Raw genomic sequence first — 25,187 nt, 5'->3', positions numbered from 1 at the left:
AAGTTACATGACGTACTACAATCATTATCGTGGGCAATGGAATTTAAAAAAGTTGCCGCCTGCAAAATACAGGCAGCAACTTCAACAAATAGCATAGGCTTTTTTTAATTGTCCTTTACAAGGGGTACAGTTTACTTTTGGAGTGGCGGTTTTTTTGTTTGGGATTGAGCGGATAAGGCTTGAGATTGAGCGGATAACCTGATTGTTTGAGCACTTGAAGCACGATATAGAGCGATTCACACGATTGATAGAGCGCTCGACGACTGACATTGAGCGGATTACTCGATTGATAGAGCGCTTCCCCGGTATTGAGCGGTTAGCTCGACCGATTGAGCGCTCCAGCCGCGTCATAGAGCGAATAGCCCAACTGATAGAGCACTCCAGCCACAGCATTGAGCGGATAGCTCGACATATAGAGCACTACAGTCCATACATTGAGCGGATAGCTCAACTGATCGAGCACTCTCCCCAACAAACCACCCTCCTTCATTAAAAACCAATACAAAAAAACTGCTCTCATGAAAGAGAGCAGCCAAATGAAACAGCTTGAAAGCAACCCTGCTGGAATGTGGTGAATGTCCGCAAGTAAGGGAGGGTTGCGTTTGGGAATTAGCGCGGCAAAGCAATGGTGGGCTTTTGTGCGCTAATTTCCAATGAATAGACGTGTACAGTTTGCTTTCAAGTGTTTACGCGATATACAGTGTTTGCTGACGGGTTACCGAAAGCCATCTATATAGTGGAGGCCTATTCCACTGCATAGATCACTATCGGAATGCCAGCGACAAGTTGGTGCTTGCCGCTGCATTAAATTACTTGGTTTCTACTGTTTCTGCGGGCAAATGTTGAACTTTCACATCGAATGTCTTCACTTCATTACCTAATATTGGACTCGGTTCAGCCGGTGCTTTGGCGTCATGTGATTTTGCATTTTCACGACTATGTAGCCAGCTATCGAAAAATTGACGGTCTTCCCATGTCGTACATACTTTTATTTCATCGCGATCTTCGTTGTCTTCATTCAACAATACTTCCATACAAATGAAGCCTTCAAATGTGTGAACAGCTTTTGCTTTTGCAAAACGTGCGGTTACTTGCTCGCCTTTGCCTTTTTCAACATAGATCGTATTGATTGCGATCATTTTCTGCATCATACTACCTCCAGTTTAATTGACTCTAAATATTTAAGCACGGGCGCCGATTGTGCTCCACCTACTGCTGCATGACGAAGTAACGGAATGCCGTGTGGACCTTTTAGTTCGTCCCAGCTCGGATACCACTTCAACAACGCTTTTACGATTTCAAGTTCACCGAGCATAGCAGCCGCGAATATATCCATCCGCGCACCTTTTTCTAATAAATAGACCGCAATATCTCGATTGCCCGTGTGCGCCGCAGCCCCTAGACCGCTTTCCCAGTCATCGCCGCCCCAGTTCATGACAGCATGTACTAAATCAGGCTCCTGTTCAATCAACCTTTGTACTTCCACAAAATTCCCATGTGCGGCAATCACATATTCTCGTACCAGCGCTTGATCAATGGGTTGCTTCATTTTTGCTTCCGTTCTCATAGCATTCACCCTTTTCTAATTTACTTGGTGTGAAAAAGCATTTTCCATTATTCATGAAAATCTCTGCGTCGATTTCGAAAATAGAGTGGAACATTTCTTTGCACAGCACGCATTGTGGAATTCCGTCAAAGCGCACGCTACCATCTTTCAACACGATGAGGCGGTCGCTGTAACTTGCAGCTTGATTGATATCATGAAGAACCATAATAATAGTCATTCCGTACGTTTCATTTAATTGTGTGACCAACTCCATGACTTCCAATTGATGTGAAATATCCAAATACGTGGTCGGTTCATCTAGCAATAACACTTTCGGTCGTTGCGCAATTGCCATTGCAATCCATGCACGCTGACGTTCGCCACCAGATAATGACTGCAACATGCGATTCTTGTATTTCTCTAATTTCGTTACACCGATTGCCCAGTCAATAATGTCCTGATCTTCGCGGCTCAACTTGCCGTAGCCTGTCCGGTGAGGATGTCGTCCGAATTCTACTAACTCGCCCACCGTGACATCGAGCTGATGATCTTGCATTTGCGGAAGCATAGCTAAATTCCGAGCCACTTCCTGAGATTTCATTCGTTTCAATCGATCGCCGTTCAGCAAAACTTCGCCGCTTCCTGGTGTGATCAGTCTAGATATCAATCGCAGAAATGTCGATTTCCCCGAACCATTAGGGCCTAGTAAGCTGACGATTTCTCCCTGCTTTATATGCAAATCAATGGACGTTAATTCGAATGAATCCGAATGACGATAGGTAAGTTCCTCAGTTATCAGCAAATGAATCCCTCCGTTTTTGAATGAGATACAAGAAGAATGGTCCACCGAGGAATGAGAGTAAAATTCCTACCGGCAGTTCGATTGGATTAAATAATGTACGGGCAATCGTGTCTGCTACTACGACTAGCAATCCACCACCGAGCGCAGATGCCGGTAATAAAAACCGATAATCGCCTCCTACTATGGAGCGCATAATATGCGGCACGACAAGGCCAACGAAACCGATTAAACCAGAAACACTGACAGCCATTCCAGCAAGTAGCGTACTCAACACGATGAGGAAAAATCGACTTCGCTCCACATTATGTCCGAGCAACTTCGCCACTTCGTCACCGAGACGCAATATACGGATATGCTTGACCGAGAAGATTGCTAGCACGAATGCCGCAATCGCATAATAGATGATCATTTCAAACTGCACCCAGCCGACACCTGCGATTCCTCCAGCAAGCCAAGGCAACACCGCTTGTACACGGTCGCTGTACAGTAACATCAATGCACTCATACATGCGCCGATTACCGCGTTAATAGCGACACCGACTAAAATGATGCGTAAAGGCGACGCCCCACCTCTCCATGACAACGCATAGATGACAACGGCTGTTGCAAGCGCTCCAAGAAAAGCGGCAAGCGGTAAGAACATGATATAGGCTGGATAAATAATCATAATCACTGTCGCCGCGAGTCCCGCTCCCGATGAGACACCGATAATTCCCGGGTCAGCTAACGGATTCCGCATCACTCCTTGTAAGATGGCGCCGGCGACAGCGAGGCTTACCCCTACAATTATGCAGACCAGCACACGTGGAAAGCGAAGTTCCCATACAATTCGCCGTTCCATCGTGTCATTGGCTACAAAAATCCCGTCCAAAATTTCCTGCATAGAGAATGAAACCGGACCAATCATCAGGCTCAAAATAGCCGCGATCACAAGTAAACTACCACTCGTTACAAGAACGATGACCCGCTTTTTGGCAAGTGGATGACGTTCTTTCTGCGTCTGTTCTCCTGTTGCAATCACCTTATTTAACCTGTCCTAAGCTTTCTTTCATCACGTCAAGCGCTTCCACTACTTTTGTGCCAGGATTCGTACCGAATAAGTGGGAAGGTAAGACAATGACGTTTCCAGCTTTCACTGCGTCTAGATTTTTCCACGCTGGATTCTTCAACATTTCGCCTTCAAATGCCGCTTTGACAGCTTCCGGCTCACCATGTGTAATCAACATCACCATTTCAGGATTGCGTTCGATAATTTTCTCGACGCTTAAGCTTGCGTACTGTGGATATTTTTCTTCATTCGGGAAATCACTAGCAATGTTTTCTCCACCAGCTAGTTTTAGTAGATTACCTGATAATGAATTCGGAAGCGCCACCATGTATGTACCCGGTGCTCCATATACTAATAAAGTTTTCACAGCATCTGCTTTGTCCGCTGTGCTTTTTTCAATTTGTTCTGCGATCGTGTTTTGTATGGTTTTTGCTTCTTTGTCTTTATCAAATAGCTGACCGAATAGTCCAATCGTCTGTTGAATGTCTTCCACAGAGTTAGCTGCTGTGTAGACGGTCTTCGTTCCTTGGCGCTCCATATTCGCTTCATGTTGCTTGAAGCTTGGTGCAGCGATCAGGACTTCAGGATGTACTTCCGCAATCTTCTCAAAATTCGGCTGATGTGGATTCCCAATTTCAGCGATGCCTTCTAAGTCTTTATTCGGAGGGCCTTGCACTGTCGGTCGTCCATCTACTTCTATTCCGAGTGCTAGTAACATGTCGAGATCACCCGAACTCAATGTTGCGACAGATTTTGGTGTTTCATCGAATGTTACGGTTTGGCCTGTCATGTCTGTCACTTCGATGCTTGTATCAGTTGTTTTCTCAATCTCTTCTGCTTTTACTGCGGATGCGTCTGTTTTATCTTCTGCTTTTTCTTCCTCTGCACCGCACGCACTGAGTACAAACAGCAACATCAGTACGCTGAACACACCAGCTAACTTTTTCATCTCTTTCATTCCCCCTCGAATATAATGAGAATGTTTCTCATTGAGGAATATCATAGTCGATAATGAGAATCATTGTCAAATAGATTCGTGAGAATGAATACTTTGTACTAGTTTTGAGGGGGCGTTGTTCGACTGGTTGTTGGGGACTGGAGTTGGTGAGTGTCTGCTTTCTGGACTCGCGCCCTACCCCGCAGTTGTGCCTGCGCTGCTGAGTGGTATTTACTTTGGTTGTGGTTCTAAGATTGATAAATTGCGTATCTTACCCAATCTAGAAACGCGGTTGACGGAAAGACTATGCGGCTGCGGGTCTTTGGCACTTTTGTTGGGGTCGTTGCTCGACTGGTTGTTGGGTACTGTAGTTAGTGAGTGTCTGCTTTCTGGACCCGCGCAGGCACGTGGGGGATTGCCTACAGCCAGGAGCCAGCTGGCGGTAGTGCTGCCAGTTGTCTCCCGGCCACGGCCTACCCCGCAGTTGTGCCTGCGCTGCCGGGTGAAATTTATTTAGGTTGTGGTTCTAAGAATGATAATTAGCGTATCTTACCCAACCTGCAAACGCGGTTGGCGGAATGACTATGCGGCTGCGGGTCTTTTTCACTTTTGGTTGTGGTCGTTGCTCGACCGGTTGTTGTTTACTGAAGTTGGTGGAGGTCTGCTTTCTGGACCCGCGCAGGCACGTGGGGGATTGCCTCCAGCCAGGAGCCAGCTGGCAAAGTGCCGCCAGTTGTCTCATGGCCACGGCCTACCCCGCAGTTGTGCCTGCGCTACCGTTGGGTATTCAGTTAAGTTGTGATTCTAATAGGAAAAAGATCAGTGATTTGGTGATACTGATCTTGTAGTTTTGAAAAAGAAGTATACGAACTGCCCTACACCCACTCCAACGAAGGCGCCTGCTGTGGTAGGCGTAGCGAAGAGACAAAGACAGGCGAACCTCCTGTCTCTGGCTCCTCGCGAAAGCCATCCACCAGCGCCGAAGTGGGGACAATGGACTCGCCACTTACATAGTCAGCTAAACCACAACCTCCTGATCAAACAAGAAACAGAAAAAGCACGGGCAAGAACCGCAACCCAAAGCCGCTTATTACGCACCCTTTACAGAAACGTAATCATGGTCACTTACGCACTAATCACTTTAATAAAGCTATATGAACTGCTGTACACCTACTCCAACGAAGGCGCCTGCTGTGGTAGGCGTAGCGAGGAGACAAAGACAGGCGTACTTCCTGTCTCTGGCTCCTCGCGAAAGCCATCCACCAGCGCCGTAGTGGGGACAATGGACTTGCCACTTACATAGGCAGCAAACCACAACCTCCTGATCAAACAAGAAACAGAAAAAGCACGGGCAAGAACCGCAAACCAAAGCCGCTTATTACGCACCCTTTACAGAAACGTAATCCATGATCACTTACGCACTAATCACTTAAAAAACGCTATATGAACTGCCCCACACCCAATCCAACGAAGGCGCCTGCCGTGGTAGGCGTAGCGAGGAGACAAAGACAGGCGCACTTCCTGTCTCTGGCTCCTCGCGAAAGCCATCCACCAGCGCCGAAGTGAGGACAATGGACTCGCCACTTACATTGACAGCTAAACCACAACCTCCAGGAAAAAGAAAAAGAAAATGCACCTGCAACAACCACAAACCAAAGCCGCTTATTACGCACGCTTGATAGAACTATAATTCACCTCACACTCAATCACTAAAGCCAAGTAAAGCCCCTTTCTTCTGCCACTTCAACATACTCGGCACAATACCCAAATCTTAAACTTAACCGCTAAAGCTGTTTCCTCCCCCTTCATCAAGGGAATGTATAAAACAACCACCAAAGAAAGGAGTGAATGGGATGAGCACTGTACAAATCCTCATTTTATTAACCATCGGCTACGTCGCGATGACGATTGATAAAAAGCAGAAAAACTTTCCACTTCCTGTCTTTCTAGTCGGAATCGGTTTCGGCCTATCATTCATCCCCTACTTCAATAGCATCACTATATCCAAAGAAATCATCTATACTATCTTTTTACCCGGCCTGCTATTTGCCTCCGCTTACCACTACTCGGCCGCTTCATTACGAAAGCATGCCAAAGTGATTGGAACGCTTAGTACGGCTGGATTACTTGTGACTGCCCTACTTCTAGGACTCGCTACCTATTGGATGGGAGCGGGTATAGAGATTTCATTAGTAGGGGCATTATTGATCGCTTCGATTCTGACACCGACTGATCCTGTTTCTGTTGTATCCATACTGAAAAAGTCGTTGGATGATCCCTCCGTTGCAGATATAGTCGACGGGGAATCTATGATCAACGACGGGACTAGTGTCGTGCTGTTCACTGTATTGTTGACGATGTTCACGACGCAACAGGAATTTGAATTTTGGCCGTTCATAGGAGAGTTTCTTTCCGTATCGATCGGTGGTGTAGCTACAGGATTAGTAGCGGGTTGGATAGTCAGTAAAGCGATTCACCTTTCTACACATCGAGAAAATCAAGTTTTACTCAGTGTCATTATTGCCTATGGAGCATTTCATTTAGCTGAAGCATTCGGGTTTTCAGGTGTGTTGGCGACGGTTGCAGCAGGCATTATGCTATCTGCTGAACTTGGACGTGCTGACAAGGAAGAAATGCACCGAGAATATTTGAATGGATTTTGGGAAGTAGCGGAACCTGCATTACTTTCGATCTTATTTTTAGCTATCGGAATTGTAGCTGCTGATTACTTATTACCTTTACATCACGGGTGGCTCGCCATCGGAATATTTATTGTTTCGATCATTAGTCGATTTATCGTAATCGCTGGGACGATGCAATTATTCTCGGGTTACCGAAAATTAATGAACGTCAAAAAAGCCTCGCTCTTATCATGGGCAGGCATTCGAGGAACGATGTCAATTTTCTTATTGTTAAGCTTGGCCGATGCCGCAGACAGTTCCGCGGATGCGCTCGTTTCATTAGGGTTCGCAGTAGTACTGTTGTCACTCGTCGTGCAAAGTATCGGCATTTATCCACTTTCAAAAGCACTCGAAAAGTAATTACTTCGAGTGCTGCTGTTGTCGCTGTATCATTTGCATACGTTCATTAAACAGTGTCGGATAGGAAAGTAAACCTAAGCAAACACTCGTTAATGCCGCTGTGGTCAGTAATAGAAATATAACTAAGATTTGAAATTGAACAGCCTCTAATGGGTCAGCCCCTGCGATGATTTGACCGCTCATCATACCCGGCAATTGCACAAGTCCTATCGTCTTTTGGCTTTCAATTGTTGGGATCATACTGGCCTGAATAGAGCGGATCAATTGCTTATGTATCGCTTGTTTTGGTGTGCCGCCAAGTGACAAGATCAGTTCACTTTCTGAACGATGCGCTTCGACTTCCGACACGAAACGATTAAGGAATAAAATCGCAAGGACCATCGAATTTCCGATGACCATACCGGTCAATGAAATAATATATTGTGCAGTAGCTGGTACAATCTTGAAGCCAAGTAAGATACTTTGCGTCAACACTTCTAGCAATACAAACGTCACGATCAACTTCCACGTGATTCCTTTAATGCCTTCCCCTTTTTTGCGCGCATTTTGCACAGCTGCTCCAATCATCAAGACGACCATCAAGAAGATGAACGTATAACTTTCTGAATCAAAGACAAATTTCAGTACGAAACCGACCGCCACTAATTGCACAGTCGAACGAATCGTCGCAATAATGGTGTCTTTCTCCAAATTCAATCCAAGTGATTTGGACAGCGCTAACGGGATCAATACAAAGATCAGTGTCAGGAATAAAGCAGTGGTACTCATGAAAAGTCCCCTTTCAAAAAGCGATCGACTGACGGGATATCTGAATGATCAAGTACAGATATTTCGCCTGCATCCACTAATTTCCCATCCACCATGATCCATGCATACTGCCCCATTCGCTTCGCCTGCTCCAAGTTATGTGTGATCCAGATGACCGTAATCTCATGCTTTTCATGCAGTGTACGAATCAAGTCTTCTACTTCATTCAATGATGATGGATCTAGCGCAGACGTGATTTCATCCATCAATAAAATCTTGGACTCATTCATTAATGTTCGAGCAATCGACACTTTCTGCTGCTGACCACCCGATAAATTCTGACTGTCACGTTCGAGATATTCTCCTTCAAGACCGACTTGATCTAAAATATCCAACGCTTTTTCTTTACTCAATGTCTTGCCCTGTAAACGCAGTGGCAGTGCCAAATTATCATAGACGCTCCCTGCGAGCATTGGAGAATTTTGTAACACCATTCCTGCTTTTCGACGGAGATCGATCGGCGACATTTCATGAATGGCACGCCCTTGTACGGTAATATCCCCACTTGTAGGACTCAGCAGACCGTTACACATTTTCAATAACGTCGTTTTCCCTGCACCCGATGGACCGACCAACACCGTAATCTGATTGGTAGGGAAAGATCCCGTTATCGAATCGAGAATCTTTGTATCCCCTACCTCAAACGATACATGTTGAAAATGAATCGCCGGCTCATATAAAGATTTATTCTGTTTACTATCCATCTATTTCACCTTTCCCACACTTCTTCATTCATCAATCTTCAATAAATCCAACGGGGTAATGATGCCAATTAGCTTCTCATCTTTACCACCTTGTTCCGTGATGAGCAGGGCTTGTAGTCGTTTCCCCGACAAAATGGATTTTCTGAAAAACCCTTCTGCTTCATAAACCGACATTGTACTTTTGACAAAACGATAGGTTTTTCTTCTTTTCTCGTGATTATATACGTCTAATAATGTCGGTATTTCCCGGGAAATGCAATCTGTTTCCTGATCTGCCAGCCAATTCATAATGCCATCTGCAGTAATTAATCCGATAAATTGACCCTTTTTGTAAATAGGTAGTTGATTAATTTTCCATTCTCTTACTAAACGCAGACCCGTTGCCAGTGATTCATCCGCTTGCACAGTATGTACTTTACCGGCAAATAAATCTTTGACCGTTACAGGGTTGGATAACCGTTCATCTATACTCTCAATCAATTTTACAATTTCATCATGAGGCTCCGCTATAGCATAGTCAAAGCCTGTCCGATTATGCACAATCGCATTGCGTAAACTTCCAAACTCCCGTAGATCATCTTCGTAATGAGCAACTAAAGCATGTTGGGATTTAGCTCTATCAATTTTCTTCGAGAATGAAAAATGGTTAGGCAAATCCGTAATCTTCATTAATGATTTATCGATACGATTATATGCAATGAGAAAACGCTCTGAATTTTTATGCTCCATAACACATCGCCCCCTTTTCTAGGCAAAGTATAGCATATTTCATTCCTTTTCAAGCCTTTAGACTTCCTGGTTAGCACACTTTTTAAAATACAAAAAAGCCGTTGCGGTGCCTACTTACAGTCACTGCAACAACTAATTATTGATTGGAAATCTGTTTAATTTGATAATCACCATATTCGTCGTAAATCAGGGTGTACAACTTTTTCTTTTCTAAAAACTGTACCGTTCCATCTTCCTTCGTGAAATTCAATGTTTCATACGTATACACTTCAATCGATTGATTCGTATACATAACATCTGTCACAGACGTATCAATAAATTCATAAAACTCATTTTTCATAGATAAGTCATTTAGAAAATCCCATAATTCACTCTCCGCGGAACTTCCGGCCGCAACATATGGTGCAATATACTCATAATCATTATAGTCAATCGCTAATTCATACTGACTCCTAAAACCATGAATAAAATCCTCTACTTCTTCATCTGCAACTTCTGTATCTTCCAGCTCTGGCTCTTCTGTATAGTCTTCCTCTGAATCGTCGAAACCACCATAGTCTTCATAGTCCCACGACGTATCCTCCGAATCTTGATACGACTCTGGTACATAATCATCGTAGACGTTGAATAACGCAGCCACCGCCTTACTGCTCATTGGTGCATGAATCCATTCGTCTACTTGCTTCTGCATACTGTGCATCGGAATAGAAAATCCAAAGACGGTATTATCTTTATATAGTAAAGAATTAATGCCAATCACTTTACCCGTTGTTGCATCTAGCAATGGACCGCCACTACTGCCATGATCAATCTGTGCATCAATTTGATAGATCTTCTCATAAATGAAATCCATTTCCATATCACGATTCAATCCAGTTAAATAACCAATAGATGCCGTATTCTCAAGACCTTTAGGGCTCCCTAACGCAATCACTTCCGTACCAATCGGTGTCTCTTTCGTCTCGGTGACAAACGGTTTCACATGTTTATTCGCTTCTGATTTAATTAACGCGATATCATAACGATCTGAAATGCCAATAACAGTACCTTCAAAATTCTCACCTACAGAATTCTTCACCGTTACATCGGTATAGCCGGCCACTACGTGTGCATTTGTCACGATATAGCCACCAGCCTTATACAAAAAACCTGAGCCCAATCCATCTCTCGTGCCAATCGTAAAAACACTTGGCAACGACTCTTTAATGAGTTCCGTTTTATCTTTGACCTGCTGTTTCGTTTCATTGACAACAGTAGGCGCCTTTTTAATTTTCAATTCGGCCTCATCTTTATGAACAACTTTTGTTTTAACGGAAGCTGTCGTTTCGGACGGCCATTGAAAACTCCAATCTGTCGCGTAGCCATAACCAGCCCCACCTATGAGTAATGTCAACACTACCGCAAGAATAGGTTTCGCATTAGTGGACCCATACATCGCCTTGCCGCAGCCACCACAAAAGTTCGCTTCATCCGTATTTTTATGACCACATTTCGGACAATACATATAGTTTCCCCCTCTTCCATTCCCCATTGGCTTCGAATAATCTTTCTTTTCATTATACCATATGACCTAATACAAAAGACATGCCATGAAGTTTGAAATTCACACATTTCTCGATGCTTTTTCTCGTTAATCGCCCCAAGTATTATCATAAATACGTGTTGAATTAAATTTTCTTTCAATATACATACACCAACCGATTCTTATTGAATATATCCAATGAAGCGGCACAGTTCTCTAGCAAATTTCTACATACGCTAAAGAGAGAGGAGGTGCATACAATATGTCATCTAGAAGGTTCAAACCTGACAATGATTATGACGTACCGTATATTCCGAGACGAAAAGCGCGATGTTATGATGAAAAGAAAGTCGTTCATATACTTGTCGACCTGACAATGGGCGCACCTGTAGAGATTACATTGAAGGATTCAAAAGAGGTACAACATAACGGGTACTACCTACAGTTCGATCGAAAAAATCGGACTATCCACTTTCAGCCATTTGGAGAATCGGAAGTTCAAGAGATTGATGTAGGAGATATTTGTACTATAAGATATGGCTCCTGAAAATAAAAAAATGTACACAGCGCACTGTGTACATTTTTTCATTCTATTTGGCTGATTTTCAGATCGATTGCTTCCGTCAATGCACTTACCGTTTCAGGCACATAACTTTTCATCATGGAATTAATAACCGATCCCATCATACCCTTCCCCCTGATATCAAGATAGCCTTTTAGTATCGTGGTCTCTGCAGCTTCTTCTAGTTGGAAGCTTCCGTTCCCCTCGAGACTCTCATTCAGCCCCTCAAGTGTAAATGCTATCATTGAACGTTCAACTTTTTCTGTAATATCAACTTGCATGACAATATTCTTTTGCATCATGCCAAGATCAGCCCGAAACTTCCAAGTAAATTGATTTCCACTAACTTTCTCGTGTGCAATATAGCCTGGAATGAGAGGAGCCCACTGATCTACCTCTTCGAGAAAACTCCATACATGTTGCGCGGATGCTGTTACGTTGATTTCCTTTGTACCGTTCGGCATAGACCATTCCACCTTCCCTAACAGTTAACTTTTCATCATACTACTATGAAATCCAGTTTTATACAAATCAGGTTGCATTGTGCTGTAGTACACCTCTTTTGGAAGATAGGGATTGTGGGTGGTGGGTGGTGATTGAGCGGATAGACGGGTGGATAGAGCACTCGCGGGCGATGATAGAGCGGATATTTGGTCGGATAGAGCGCGATTGGGCTTGGATAGAGCGAATATATCCACCTATAGAGCGCTCGCTGACTGGGATAGAGCGCAAATGCGCAAACGTTTGACCACAGTCATGATAACCCACAGAGTCTCGCTGGCAATCCACGATTGAGCGGATAAACAGGCGGATAGAGCGCGGGCAGGCCTTAATAGAGCGGATAAATACACACATAGAGCACTCACCAGCTTGGATAGAGCGAATATATCCACCTATAGAGCGCTCGCTGACTGGGATAGAGCGCAAATGCGCACACGTTCGGCCACAGTCATGATAACCCACAGAGTCTCGCTGGCAGGCCACGATTGAGCGGATAAACAGGCGGATAGAGCGCGGGCAGGCTTTGATAGAGCGGATAAATACACACATAGAGCACTCACCAGCTTGGATAGAGCGAATAGATCCACCTATAGAGCGCTCGCTGACTGGGATAGAGCGCAAATGCGCACACGTTCGGCCACAGTCATGATAACCCACAGAGTCTCGCTGGCAATCCACGATTGAGCGGATAAACAGGCGGATAGAGCGCGGGCAGGCTTTGATAGAGCGGATAAATACACACATAGAGCACTCACCAGCTTTGATAGAGCGAATAGAACCACCGATAGAGCGCTCGCTGACTGGGATAGAGCGCAAATGCGCACACGTTTGACCACAGTCGTGATCACTCCCCTCACAACATCACTCCAACTCATCCGCACTCGGCATCGCGGACAGCGCGCCGACTTTCATTGCACATAATGCTCCCATTTGATTACCGAACTCGATATGTGCAAGCATTTCTTCAACCGTTTTAGGTTTGCCGTTTAGATGAAGGCCGCGAAGTACGCCCGCCAAGAAAGCATCTCCTGCTCCTGTTGTATCTACGGGATCGATGGGCTCCACGGTTACATGATGTTGCGCCCCTTCAATGATGGCCAGAGTTCCTGCTTCCCCCATCGTCATCATGATAACAGGGATATTATAGGCAGCAAGGTGATCTAATGCTTTTTCTATATCCGATTCTTGCATGAGAAAAGTAAGTTCTTCTTCCGTAAGTTTCAGCAAATCCGTTTGATCTAAAAATGAAAGGATTGTATTACGACATAGCTCTTCACTTTCCCAACGTAACGGACGAATATTAGGATCTATTGAGAGATAGAGACCATGTTCTTTTGCCAATTCGACAGCTCTTTTCGTTGTTGCTAAAGCAGTTGGCTGGAACATCGTACCGGAACATATATGTAAAATTGAAGCGTTTTGGAAAGCTTTCTCTTGTAAATCACTCGGTTGGACTTGAAGATTGGGCGTGTCATCTATGTATTTCACAAATACTCGATCATATTCTGGAGTCAAATGTACATAAACACGGTTCACTTTCTTCTCAGGAATACGGACAGCAAATGTTACATCGACACCTTCTTGTCGCAGTTGATTTTCTGCAAAGTTTGAATCCTCGTCTTCTCCGATTACGGTAATTAATGAAGATTTTGCACCTAGGCGTGAGACACCTGCCGCTACGTTGACTGTTGCCCCACCAAGAAATGTAGAGAATTTGGTGTTTGTTTCATCTGTTGCGATATAATCCACGAAAATGTCACCATATATTAAAACATGTTTATCTTGTCGATTCTTCATGTATTCGACCTCCTCAGAAGTTTTCTCTCTATCGTATCACGGAATTAGCTTAACTGTGATAATGTCCAAATAAAATATTGTTCAGTATTTTCTGTACGAATTGAATTATAGTAAACTGCACACACTACAGTTTAATTCATGCGGTTCCTGGGAAATCATATAACTAAAAGGGATGAAAATATACATGATCTATGAATGTGCCATTATTGGTGGCGGACCCGCCGGATTAAGTGCGGCTTTAGTACTTGGACGGGCAAGACGAAATGTTATTGTATTTGATGATGATCAAGCAAGAAACCGCGTCTCCCGTGCATCACATGGATTTTTAACACGTGACGGTATGCAGCCTTCGGAATTACGACAGATTGGTCGGAAAGAACTGACACAGTACCCGTCTGTGGTATTTCATCATCAGAAGATAGTTGCGTTAGAACGTTTGGATGAATCACATTATGAATTAATGGCAGCAGACGGCAGGACGTTCCGCACACAGAAAGTACTTCTTGCTGTCGGTTTACGTGATGAACAGCCTAACGTACCAAGTATTGAGCGCTTTTACGGCACATCCATTTTTAGTTGTCCCTATTGCGACGGCTGGGAATTGCGTGATCGTTCATTGGCTGTATTTGCGGATAAAAATGTATTTAAATTGGCTGCAGAAGTGTATACCTGGAGCCGAGATCTAATTGTTTTCACCGGTGGAGAAGGTCAGCTGACGGCAGAGGAACAAAAGAAGTTGAGTGCGAAAGGGATACAAATTGTCGATGATATCATTTCAGGACTTGAAGGTGAGGATGGGCAATTGCACAGGGTGCGGCTTGAAGACGGTACCTTGATAGACCGAGCAGGCGGTTTTGCCTCTCCTCTTTGGAGTCATCCTAATCATTTCGCTCAAGACTTAGGATGTGAACGCAATAAAAATGGTGGAATTTTGACCGATGAATATGGACGGACAACCGTTTGGAATGTTTACGCAGCAGGAGACGTCTCTCATATCGTCCCCTCGCAACTACTAGTCGCTGCGGGTACCGGAAGCGCCGCCGCTATAGGGATTAATGGTGACTTGACGAATGAGTTTTTCAATCGAATAGATTAAAAATAGCCCCTCACCGTTTTAATCAGGTAAGGGGCTATTTTAGTTTTTATTACCATTCAAGTCGATCTACATAACCGCCGTGTACATATAGCGATCCATACGGTGCTTTATCTGAACGAATTTTTATCCATGGATTTTCAGGTAACTGATCATCTTGAATAATGAGCGGCATGCCCACTTTCGGATAGTAATAAATCTGAAGTGACTCTTTTATTGGCTCAATTCGCACTTTCAAATCAACGTAATTTGTCAATCCGATCTTTAACTGATTCGCCAATTCTTCCCCACCCATCGAACGATCCATTCGATACAGATGCCCTGCGATTTTAGAACCCCAGTATGGATCGGAAGCATATTTGACGTTTACACCAACCGCTTTGTTACCGAAATTTGTCCCGTTCGCATACGCCACGTTCGGCGGCAGATAGTTTCTATTCAAGAAAGCATCGACTAGCTCTTGAATATTCTGACTGACTGAATCAAAATTCTTCCTCTTCGGATTATCATCCGTCACATACAACCCAAATAAGTTATTATCGGCCAACGCGCGCTGACTTAGTCCGTACTGACTTTCATGTTGCGCCAACGCTAAAATATGCATCGCGTTCACATGACTATCTCGTTCAATACGTTTTAACTCTGAACCTAATCCAATCAACTTACTTCTTGTCGTAGCGTCTTTATAAATCGTGGAGTTAGGATTAAATTCTTCTAGACTACGTAACTGTTTCATAATATACGCATCCAACTCTTCAGCTGTATAGCGGGTCATGCTGCGCATCGGCAAGTACTGAAAGTATTGATGTGCCGTGCCAATTAAAGCCCCTGTTTCATTATAAAAATGACTGCCGTCGGTGCTATAATACTTTACCCCTTCTTGCATAAAGCGTGGTGCAGCACCCATCTCATACGAAGCGAACGACTTAGTCTTATGTGAGTAAATCAAATGGTATAGTGAATTTTTCGACACTTTGTAGTGTGTGCGATCCGTTATGGTCTGACTCGGTAGCATCGTTGCATTTTGTGGTTTGATATAGAAGTGTCTTCCTGCCAGTTCGACTTTTACAGATGTCGCTGTCGAGTCAACATACACAAGTTCCGTATCTACTGGAACATAAGTTTCCTGACGTTTTAAGTCTTTATCGGCATACAAAATTGTCAATGAGCTGCCACCGTATGCCACAGTTGAGATCAGCCCGCTTGGCATGTGGATGATATGGTTTTGGAACAACACGACTTGGTTGCCATTCATACGGCTTGCCGCTGCTTCAAAACTTGGAAACCTTTCCACTACGTTTGTCGTGCCATTGGCTTGTACATTCGCCAAGTCATATGTTCTATCCGTCATAATAGAGAACGTTTTAGTCACCGGTACTTTTAATGGATTGCCGTCTGTATTATGCACGGCTTGCGTAATATGCAATGTGTAAGTTTCTCCACTACGGTAATTACCTGCTGGTGGCGCGATATGTACTTTCTTGTCGGAGTCTGAGTATGTTATTGCATTGGTCTGCGTTACTCCTTTAGAATCCTTGATATAAATTGTGTCTTCGCTGACCGTATCTTTATTTACTGGTTTATTGAACGTGACTATCCACGTCTTGTCCGGATTCTGATCAGGCGAAGGGTCCTGCCAAGTAGCAGCTTCAGTTGATAGCGTCATCGCAAGGGTGATCAGAAAAGCGATGACAGCTGTTGTGATAAGTTTTGTCATAGATTTCAAATCTAGTAACCTCCTTTTGGTGTTGATTATACAGGTTATTACTAGATTTGACATATAGAATTACAGAATTGTTCAATAGTATACAGAATACGGCACACGCATTCATCGCGTTGAATTGAGCTGATGGTATGTTTAAGGCTAGCCGACTCCATAACCAGAATAAGTCCTTCTGCTGGAATATAATTTTGTTTCCAAAATATATTGTAAGCAGAGGGACTTATTTTTTCATAATCGCATATGTCTACGTATCGATTCTTTTAAGCATTCATTACTAAACCATTGTTCTCTAGTATAGATCGTGCTGGTGTGTAGTGTAAATCCTGTGCTTCCGCAACAGCTTTATATGTGACATGGCCATTCATCGTATTTAAACCTTTTCGAAGTGTTTCATTGTCTAGAAGGGCCTGTCTACATCCTTTATTGGCAATTTGAAGTGCATAAGGTACAGTTACGTTTGTCAATGCTACTGTAGATGTCTGTGGTACTGCACCAGGCATATTCGCCACTGCATAATGAACTACATCATGTTTTGTATAGATCGGGGCATCGTGTGTAGTTACACGATCTGATGTTTCAAAGATTCCTCCTTGATCGATCGCGATATCTACAAGGACCGATCCAGGTTTCATAGATTGAACCATTTCTTCAGTGACAAGCTTAGGCGCTCTAGCTCCCGGGATCAGTACTGCACCAACCACAAGGTCTGCTGCTTTGACTGATTCAGCGATATTAAATGGATTGGAAACAAGTGTCTGAATATGATTGCCGAAAATATCATCTAATTGACGTAAACGATCTACTGACAAATCCAGCACTGTCACCTGAGCACCCATCCCTATTGCAACACGTGCAGCATTTGCTCCTGCCTGCCCACCGCCAATTACTACGACTTTCCCTCGAGAAACACCTGGTACTCCTGCTAGCAGAATACCTTTTCCACCTTTCGTTTTTTCAAGATACTGGGCACCAATTTGTGTGGCCATTCTTCCTGCCACTTCGCTCATCGGTGCGAGCAGAGGTAATGATTTATTAGGCGACTGAACCGTTTCATAGGCAAGTCCTGTTACTTCACTTTCTAAAAGAGCTTTAGTCAACTCCATCTCAGATGCTAAATGTAAGTATGTGAATAGTAGTAACCCTTTACGAAAATAACGATATTCAGAGGCAATTGGTTCCTTTACTTTCATCACCATTTCAGCGCTCCATGCTTCTTCCGCTGTCTGAACGATCTTGGCGCCCGCCTCGACATACTCCTCGTCTGTAAAACTTGATCCTAAACCAGCTTCCGTTTCAATAAGTACTTCATGGCCAGACGAGCGCAGTGTGTACACTCCTGCGGGGGTCATCGCAACACGATTCTCGTTATTTTTAATCTCCTTTGGTACACCAATCAACATACCCATTCCTCCTCGGATCAAATGCATACTATTGTATAGTTTTCAGTTTTCTGAGATTTAGCGGTATAAGACATCCATATTACAAGACGCTACTTACTGTATAGAAAAGGCACCTCTGACTACACTTCACTAGTAGACTAGAGGTACTTTAAACACAATTACGAGATTACAACCTGTTATTCATTCTCTTTAAATACTTTTTTAATAACGGATACAATGAAGTCTACATCTTCATCCGTACAAGAAAGTGGCGGGCAAAGTGCAAGAACATTATTGAATCCTTCTACTGTCTCACCATTTCGACCGACAATCAGTCCATTCGCTTTACATTCTCCAATAATTTTCGTGATTCGCGCATTCGTTGCAGGCTCTTTTGTTTTTTTATCTTCAACAAGTTCAATCCCCATCAAGAAACCAATACTTCTAATATCTCCCACATAGGGATGATCCTGTAAGCATGCCAGTTCATCCGATAACCGCTCGCCAAGTTCTGCTGAACGATTGATTAGATCTTCACGTTCCAAAATCTCTAAGTTCTTTAACGCGACTGCACAAGCAGCCGGGTTTCCACCAAACGTATTGACATGACGAAAATGACTGTGATCTTCGCCTGTATCAAACTTTTCATAAATATCTTTGCGGATTGCTGTCACCGATAATGGAAGGTATGCGCTAGTTAGACCTTTCGCCATCGTCACAATATCCGGCTTCACATTGTAGTGCTGATGTCCAAATGCTTTTCCCGTACGCCCAAATCCACAAATCACCTCATCAATGATTAATAGGACACCGTGACGGGTACAAATTTCTTGGACTTTCTCTAAGTACACCGGATGTGGGATTAAGATTCCACCTCCCGTAATGAGTGGCTCCATAATAATCCCCGCAATTGTATCTTTTTGTTCCCAAATAATTTTTTCTTCGAGCTCTAAAGCACGCTGTATATTATAATCCTCCACTGAGATCCCTTCAGGTTTTCGATAATTATCTGGAGGTGCTACATGTAAAAATCCTGGTACTAGCGGCTCATACTTATATTTACGCAAAGCTTGACCCGTAGCAGATAGCGCTCCCATTGAGCTGCCATGATAAGCACGATAACGGGAGAGGAATTTATATCTCGAAGGTTCCCCATTTTGCTGGTGATACTGACGTATAAGCTTGAAGGCTACTTCATTCGCATCGGATCCGCTATTTGAATAGAAGATTTTATAGTCGTCTCCTAGCATTTCATTTAATTTGGCAGCTAGTTTTATTGCCGGTTCATGGCTTTGTGTCATGGGCACATAAGCCAGCTTTTTCAATTGCTCATATGCTACTTGAGCTATCTCTTCTCTTCCATAACCCACATTGACACACCAAAGCCCTGACATACCATCTAAATACCGATTACCTTTATGGTCTGTAATCCAGGCGTTTTCGCCACTTTCAATAATCATCGGAGGATTTTTTTCATTATATGCTGAAATATGATGCCAAACTTTATCACGATTTTGTTCCGTAAAGGACTTTTTATTATTCTGATCTTGTTCATGTAAAGTTTTCAATAGCATTGCCTCCCCTTTTATCAATATTCGTGACGTGCAGTCAACATTTTCTTACGTGTGTAAAACTCGATACCATCACGGCCATTTGCATGCAAATCACCATAAAATGACTTCTTATAGCCGGAGAATGGGAAGAACGCCATAGGTGCTGGTACGCCTAGATTTATACCAAGCATTCCTGCATCAATTTCTTCTCGGAATTGACGAATCGCCTTTGAGCTATCTGTATATAAACAAGCACCATTTGCAAAGTCTGATTGATTGGTAAGCTCAATCGCATCATCCAATGTTTCTACTCTAATTATCGAAAGAACCGGTGCGAATATTTCTTCTTTCCAAATTCGCATTTCCGTTGTAACTCCTTCAAAAATTGTCGGCCCTACGAAATAGCCTCCTTCTGAAGTAGATTGATCGCCTCGGCCGTCACGTACGAGAGTCGCTCCCTCTTTGATCCCCGCTTCGATATATGAAAGTGTTTTATCCTTATGTGAATCTCGAATGACTGGTCCGAGGAATACTCCTTCGTCTAATCCATTTCCAATAGTTATTTTATTAGCTTCATCAACTAAACGCTCCACAAGTTGATCCGCAATATCTCCAACTGCGACTACAACTGCAGCAGCCATACATCTCTCACCAGCAGAACCAAATGCTGCATTGGTAATATTAGTGACTGCCAAATCCATATTTGCATCAGGCATAACAATCGAATGATTCTTGGCACCTGCCAGCGCTTGAACACGTTTACCATGAGCCGTTCCTGTTTTATACACATACTCTGCTACCGGCTGTGATCCAACAAATGAAACGGCCGGGATATCTGGATGGCGTAAGATTCCGTTAACGATATCATGTGCGCCATGAACGATATTGAACACTCCTTCTGGTAATCCGGCTTCAGTTAATAGCTCCGCTAATCTATTCGCCAGGAGTGGTGTACGCTCTGAAGGTTTTAAAATAAATGTATTTCCTGCTGCAATGGCAAGCGGGAACATCCAACAAGGGACCATCATTGGGAAGTTAAAAGGTGTAATCCCTCCAACAACTCCTAAAGGATAGCGATACATGCCCGATTCGATGTTTGTTGCAATATCAGGCAGTTGGTACCCCATCATCAATGTTGGTGCTCCCGAAGCAAATTCCACACACTCGATTCCGCGCAGAACTTCGCCATAGGCTTCCGTATAATTTTTTCCGTTCTCTATAGTAATCAGTTGTGCCAGCTCATCCCAATGAGCAATCAGAAGTTGTTGATATTTAAACAGGATACGAGCTCTTTGCGGCACAGCAGTTTTCTTCCAAGTAGAAAAAGCTTTTTTCGCTGCATCTACTGCAATTTGTAGATCCTCTTCAGTTGAAATAGGTACTTCTGCAATAATCTCACCTGTAGCTGGATTTGGCACCTCTTCATATTTATCAGTGAGTGATTTTACCCATTGTCCATTAATAAAATTTGAAAGCGTTTTCTTTTTCACAACTATTGTATTCATTTTCATTCCTCCTATTCATCTAATCTTGCTTTACAACAAGACTTGAGCTAAACTACTTTCTATAGTTTAACAATTATTCTAAATACTTTCATTTTACATTGTGTAACATCGTACTGAAAATCTTTTCACGTTATGGAGGTCTTTTTTCATGAATGAACTTTCTTTGACCGTTAAAGATGTTTTAGCTCGCGAAACGTTCAAGCACGCTAAAGTCGTAGCTGGAAGTAATGGATTGGATCGTCAAGTTAGATGGTCACACGTATTAGAGGTAAGTGAATTCAGTTCACTAGTTAACGGCGGTGAAATCATCTTAACTACTGGCCTGCATCTGCAACTCGATAGTGCGACACAGTTAAAGTATATAAAACAGTTAATCGAACTGGATGTTGCTTGCCTTTGTGTTGAAATAGGGTATTACGTTAGTGAGATACAGCAAGAAATTATTGCACTCGCTGATGCACAGCAATTTCCTATAGTGGTGTTCGAAAAAGCAGTTAAGTTTGTCGATATTTCACAAGATTTACATACCGTTATCATTAACCGCCATTATGAAATGCTGTCTAAATTGGATACACTATCGAGAAGGTTTAATGAGTTAAGTTTAATGCCCAATGGAATTTTGAAGATTCTCCACGAGTTACACTCACTGTTTAATCAACACGTCTTGTTTATATCTGATGAAGCGAAATCCTATTACTACCCTGTTGAATCGAGTTCGTGGAAAAAAAGCATAAAAGAATTTCTTAGTGAGAGCCCTACGCAAAAACTAAAACAAGACATCTATATAATCGATGATCAGGCATTTGTTTTGTTTCCAATCAATGGTTTAGGCCAAGCTCTTGGATATTTATGCCTTCATCTTCCACAAGCAACAGCTGATAAGTTTGCCATTTTAATCTTGGATAGAGCTTCTCTGGCGATCGCTCAAATATTACTACGGATTCGTACTATTCAAGAGAGGAATCAATATAATGAAGATGAATTTGTGCGTAATTTACTGCATGGGCGTCCTGTAGATCAGGAAGATATTCAATCCTACCTACCAACGAAAAGCCCGAATACCCATTACAGAATCTTTGTCATTGAGTTGGATACTAATGAAACCACTATAGATGAAAATAGTTGGGAAGAAATCCGCTTACAACAATCTATGACAATTCGTTCTGTCTTTAAAAGACATAGTTTCTTTCCAACTATCTCCGTAACTAGAAATGAAATTACGATTATTGCATCATTTATTGCTTCAGGTAAACATGTAAAGGATATTAATCGTTTCACCCAAGTAGCCAAGCAATTAACTAGCATGGACGACGACAGTCTCTTTAACGAACGCGAATATACATTTGGTATCAGTTTAGTTCACCATAACCAATCACAAATCAAGGAAGGATATACAGAAGCAAAAAGAGTAATTGAACTCAAACAACTGATTTTATTTGAAAGTGATTTTTATGAAGACTTGGGGATCTATAGACTTTTACTTCTACTCAACGAACAAGAATACCTTGAACACTATGTAGAAGATTACCTACAAGATCTTATTGATTACGATAAAAAGACCGATAGCAACTTATTCGAAACGCTCCGTATTTATCTTGAGTGTGGTGGTTCAAAAAAAGAAACCGCCGATCGTCTATTTATCGTAAGACAAACACTGTATCACCGACTGGAAAAGATTGAATCCATAATGGGTGAGAACTTTATGTCTCCACTAAATCGGATTGCACTCGAAGTAGCCATTCTAGCTAAAAAAGTCTTATCTTGAGTGACATCTCTTTCTACATACAGCCACTGCTCATCTGCATTTAGTGAATAGTGGCTGTATACGATTACATATTTCACTATGACCGCCGTGGAATCCTGTTATAACGGATGATAGCTTCCGCTAATCGCATCCACTATGAGCTGCCCTGATTTCTCATTATCCATCTTGAAATCCGTTAACCAAAACGGACGATAAAAGAGATTCCTATGAACTTCTGTGATTTTAGGCATCGTAACAAACTTGGCTTTCGAAGAAGCATTGTCAAAAATAAACCTTTCAGCCATATCGATCGCTTCTTCTTCTCTAATCATAAGCGCAGGGAAACGACCAACTTCTACTTTCATTCTAGAAAAACTTGGCCGAACATCCACCATCGCTCCTCTTCCCCCAAGCCCATCTATTGTACAAGCTGCTTTCCCCTTAAACTTCAGTAAGCTTTTAGCACTCACTTGATATTCAAAAAAGTAATATGGGTAGTAAATAATATCTTGGATTTGAAAATACGTTTCTTTTTCGTATTGTTGCAATCCTTGCAATACCTCTTCTTTAGTAAACTCGATGTCTTGTAGTAATATAGCGCTCATAAGTACCTACTCCTGTAAGTTATTTATTGTCTGCCAAAAACTTGGATACATTGCTAGCTTCGGGAGCCAAATCGCGTGTAATGTTACGGTCAAATTCTTTTGAAAATACACGTTTGCGTCTGGACTGTTCGAACGCTTCCAGTATTTCACCTGATGGTTTACGACCAAATCGACTTCCGATGATCATACCTAACAGAGATACGATTAAACCCGCCAAGAATGGATGAAGTCCCGTAGATGTTTCAAGCCCCATGGAAGTCCAAATAATATTTGTTGAAGCTCCACCAATCATTGCGCATAGGCAGCCAATATAATTCGCTTTTTTAGAGTAAACAGAGGCAACATAAGGAACTAAGAAAGCATTTCCTAAAGTACCAAAAGCGAATAATACTAAAGCAAACACGGATGGTGGCTCATAAATGGCTACTACAACTCCCACCACTCCCCCCAATAAAATGCATAATCGCGAAACTAGAATCATCGTCTTCGGAGTAGCATCTTTATTGATGAATCGTTGATAGACGTCACGCGAAAGAATAGAGCCTGCCTGCATCAAGATAGAGTCTGCAGTGGACATTACCGCTGACATAATAGCTGAGAGTAATAGTGCCGCAAAGATTCCTGGGAATAACGTATAAGCTAATTCTGTAATAATCATTTCCGGGTCAGCAATTGTGGGTAGTAAGATAATACCAATCATTCCTAGAATGTACGGTACAAAGATAAAGAATTGATTCCATATAGCACTAATTATGACAGCGCCTTTTACAGTTTTTGTACTTTTCATCGACATATGGCGAACTACTACATGTGGAAGTCCCATATATCCAATGGAGTAGATGAGTATTGCACCGAGCACCATCCCCCACTGACCATAGTAGGCTAGGTCTTTCCCCCAGATACTCAAATACGAAGGATCTATAGCTTTCAGCGCAACGTTCAACCCAGTGATTCCGCCTACATGGAAATACGCGAGAATACCGATCCCTACGACACCAAGTACCATGATTAAGCCTTGTACAAAAGAAGTGTATGCAACAGCTAGATATCCGCCTGCCACAGTATAGATAATAATGACGCTAATCCCGATAATCAGAGACAGTTCATAAGTAAAACCTGTCAGTGTAGACATTGCCTTACCTGCCGCAATAAACTGAGCGCATACGTATCCAAACAAAAAGACAATTGAAATAATCGAACCTACCACTCGAACACTTGGGCTTTCAAAACGTTTTTCTAAGTACTCAATCGGTGAAAGCGCTCCCAATATTTCAGACATTCTTCTCATTCGCTTACCTAAAACGGACAGGTTAATAATCGATCCACCTGCATCTCCAATAGCGTACCAAATGGCATACCAGCCATATTTAAAGGCCATCGCCGGAGCTCCCATAAACATGAAACCACTCATTGCTGTAGTTTGCATGGTCATTGCAGTGACTGCCGGTCCGAGAGATCGACCACCGAGTAAGTACTGTTCTGTAGAGGCTGACGATCTTCGCGAAAACCACAAGCCAATCGTTAATAGAATCCCTAAGTATACAATGAAAATTATCCCATCAATGCTCATTGAATGCCCCCCTATCGCA

22 protein-coding genes are annotated in these 25,187 nt (G+C 42.8%); 4 read left to right on the top strand and 18 right to left on the bottom strand.

Translation table 11 applies throughout. The features are described 5' to 3' along the window. Positions 1-316: 316 nt before the first annotated feature. From CSV68_RS17135 to CSV68_RS05890, 6 genes are all read right to left on the bottom strand, one after another. Complete coding sequence (locus tag CSV68_RS17135; RefSeq protein ID WP_158233499.1) at positions 317-472, bottom strand: hypothetical protein; 156 nt, start codon at positions 470-472, stop codon at positions 317-319. 337 nt (positions 473-809) lie between these two features. Beyond that, positions 810-1,148: an antibiotic biosynthesis monooxygenase gene (locus tag CSV68_RS05910; protein ID WP_233192870.1), complete on the bottom strand. Its 339-nt coding sequence runs from the start codon at positions 1,146-1,148 to the stop codon at positions 810-812. After that, positions 1,148-1,567: an ankyrin repeat domain-containing protein gene (locus tag CSV68_RS05905; RefSeq protein WP_099661693.1), complete on the bottom strand. Its 420-nt coding sequence runs from the start codon at positions 1,565-1,567 to the stop codon at positions 1,148-1,150. Before CSV68_RS05905 ends, CSV68_RS05910 begins: the two co-directional genes overlap by 1 nt. Beyond that, positions 1,533-2,348: an ABC transporter ATP-binding protein gene (locus CSV68_RS05900; protein ID WP_099635640.1), complete on the bottom strand. Its 816-nt coding sequence runs from the start codon at positions 2,346-2,348 to the stop codon at positions 1,533-1,535. The genes CSV68_RS05905 and CSV68_RS05900 overlap by 35 nt, the downstream gene beginning before the upstream one ends. Beyond that, on the bottom strand, positions 2,335-3,366 hold the full coding sequence (locus CSV68_RS05895; protein ID WP_233192872.1) for a FecCD family ABC transporter permease: 1,032 nt from the start codon (positions 3,364-3,366) through the stop codon (positions 2,335-2,337). The genes CSV68_RS05900 and CSV68_RS05895 overlap by 14 nt, the downstream gene beginning before the upstream one ends. A gap of 4 nt (positions 3,367-3,370) precedes the next feature. Then, complete coding sequence (locus CSV68_RS05890) at positions 3,371-4,345, bottom strand: ABC transporter substrate-binding protein (RefSeq protein ID WP_099661691.1); 975 nt, start codon at positions 4,343-4,345, stop codon at positions 3,371-3,373. 1,841 nt (positions 4,346-6,186) lie between these two features. On the opposite strand from CSV68_RS05890, the gene CSV68_RS05885 reads away from it, so the two are divergent. Beyond that, a complete protein-coding gene (locus CSV68_RS05885; protein WP_099661690.1) occupies positions 6,187-7,374 on the top strand; it encodes a cation:proton antiporter in 1,188 nt (395 codons plus the stop codon). Here CSV68_RS05885 and CSV68_RS05880 read toward each other — a convergent pair whose 3' ends face one another. The 4 genes from CSV68_RS05880 to CSV68_RS05865 all read right to left on the bottom strand — a co-directional run bounded on the left by CSV68_RS05880 (position 7,375) and on the right by CSV68_RS05865 (position 11,118). Then, positions 7,375-8,142, bottom strand: coding sequence for an ABC transporter permease (locus tag CSV68_RS05880; protein ID WP_099635490.1), 768 nt, complete (start codon positions 8,140-8,142; stop codon positions 7,375-7,377). It abuts the gene before it with no gap. After that, positions 8,139-8,885, bottom strand: coding sequence for an ABC transporter ATP-binding protein (locus CSV68_RS05875; protein WP_099635491.1), 747 nt, complete (start codon positions 8,883-8,885; stop codon positions 8,139-8,141). The genes CSV68_RS05880 and CSV68_RS05875 overlap by 4 nt, the downstream gene beginning before the upstream one ends. Positions 8,886-8,909: 24 nt before the next feature. After that, entirely contained in the window at positions 8,910-9,614 is a 705-nt protein-coding gene (locus tag CSV68_RS05870) for a CBS domain-containing protein (RefSeq protein WP_099661689.1), read from the bottom strand. 136 nt (positions 9,615-9,750) lie between these two features. Further along, entirely contained in the window at positions 9,751-11,118 is a 1,368-nt protein-coding gene (locus CSV68_RS05865; protein WP_158233498.1) for a trypsin-like peptidase domain-containing protein, read from the bottom strand. A 280-nt stretch (positions 11,119-11,398) separates the two neighbouring features. Here CSV68_RS05865 and CSV68_RS05860 point away from each other — a divergent pair, with 280 nt between their 5' ends. After that, the gene (locus CSV68_RS05860) at positions 11,399-11,683 is read left to right on the top strand and encodes a hypothetical protein (RefSeq protein WP_099635494.1); all 285 of its coding nucleotides are present in this window, start codon (positions 11,399-11,401) and stop codon (positions 11,681-11,683) included. 38 nt (positions 11,684-11,721) lie between these two features. Here CSV68_RS05860 and CSV68_RS05855 read toward each other — a convergent pair whose 3' ends face one another. After that, positions 11,722-12,162: an SRPBCC family protein gene (locus CSV68_RS05855; protein WP_099661687.1), complete on the bottom strand. Its 441-nt coding sequence runs from the start codon at positions 12,160-12,162 to the stop codon at positions 11,722-11,724. 898 nt (positions 12,163-13,060) lie between these two features. After that, positions 13,061-13,996, bottom strand: coding sequence for a carbohydrate kinase family protein (locus CSV68_RS05850; protein WP_099661686.1), 936 nt, complete (start codon positions 13,994-13,996; stop codon positions 13,061-13,063). A gap of 184 nt (positions 13,997-14,180) precedes the next feature. Here CSV68_RS05850 and CSV68_RS05845 point away from each other — a divergent pair, with 184 nt between their 5' ends. Further along, the gene (locus CSV68_RS05845) at positions 14,181-15,092 is read left to right on the top strand and encodes an NAD(P)/FAD-dependent oxidoreductase (protein ID WP_099635497.1); all 912 of its coding nucleotides are present in this window, start codon (positions 14,181-14,183) and stop codon (positions 15,090-15,092) included. A 49-nt stretch (positions 15,093-15,141) separates the two neighbouring features. Here the strand turns inward: CSV68_RS05845 and CSV68_RS05840 are convergent, their stop codons facing one another. The 4 genes from CSV68_RS05840 to CSV68_RS05825 all read right to left on the bottom strand — a co-directional run bounded on the left by CSV68_RS05840 (position 15,142) and on the right by CSV68_RS05825 (position 21,249). Beyond that, complete coding sequence (locus CSV68_RS05840; protein ID WP_233192871.1) at positions 15,142-16,806, bottom strand: glucosaminidase domain-containing protein; 1,665 nt, start codon at positions 16,804-16,806, stop codon at positions 15,142-15,144. Positions 16,807-17,072: 266 nt separating this feature from the next. Then, entirely contained in the window at positions 17,073-18,212 is a 1,140-nt protein-coding gene (gene ald, locus CSV68_RS05835; RefSeq protein ID WP_099635499.1) for an alanine dehydrogenase, read from the bottom strand. 176 nt (positions 18,213-18,388) lie between these two features. Next, positions 18,389-19,759, bottom strand: a complete 1,371-nt coding sequence (locus CSV68_RS05830; RefSeq protein WP_483315667.1) for an aminotransferase — start codon at positions 19,757-19,759, stop codon at positions 18,389-18,391. 20 nt (positions 19,760-19,779) lie between these two features. Then, complete coding sequence (locus CSV68_RS05825) at positions 19,780-21,249, bottom strand: CoA-acylating methylmalonate-semialdehyde dehydrogenase (RefSeq protein WP_099661682.1); 1,470 nt, start codon at positions 21,247-21,249, stop codon at positions 19,780-19,782. Positions 21,250-21,397: 148 nt separating this feature from the next. Here CSV68_RS05825 and CSV68_RS05820 point away from each other — a divergent pair, with 148 nt between their 5' ends. Continuing rightward, positions 21,398-23,014 (top strand): PucR family transcriptional regulator, encoded by a 1,617-nt coding sequence (locus CSV68_RS05820; RefSeq protein ID WP_099661681.1) that lies wholly within the window; start codon positions 21,398-21,400, stop codon positions 23,012-23,014. Between the two features lie 98 nt (positions 23,015-23,112). On the opposite strand, the gene CSV68_RS05815 is transcribed toward CSV68_RS05820, so the two are convergent. Both CSV68_RS05815 and CSV68_RS05810 read right to left on the bottom strand, forming a co-directional pair. Continuing rightward, complete coding sequence (locus CSV68_RS05815; RefSeq protein WP_099661680.1) at positions 23,113-23,598, bottom strand: hypothetical protein; 486 nt, start codon at positions 23,596-23,598, stop codon at positions 23,113-23,115. A gap of 19 nt (positions 23,599-23,617) precedes the next feature. Beyond that, positions 23,618-25,168 carry a sodium/proline symporter gene (locus tag CSV68_RS05810; protein ID WP_099635504.1) on the bottom strand — a complete coding sequence of 517 codons (1,551 nt, stop codon included), beginning with the start codon at positions 25,166-25,168 and terminating at the stop codon, positions 23,618-23,620. Between the last annotated feature and the right edge of the window lie 19 nt (positions 25,169-25,187).

Origin of the sequence: Sporosarcina sp. P29 (assembly GCF_002743265.1) — a bacterium.
Lineage (GTDB): Bacteria > Bacillota > Bacilli > Bacillales_A > Planococcaceae > Sporosarcina.
Note: the sequence above shows the minus strand (reverse complement) of the source record. Positions and strands in the feature narration are given on the sequence as shown.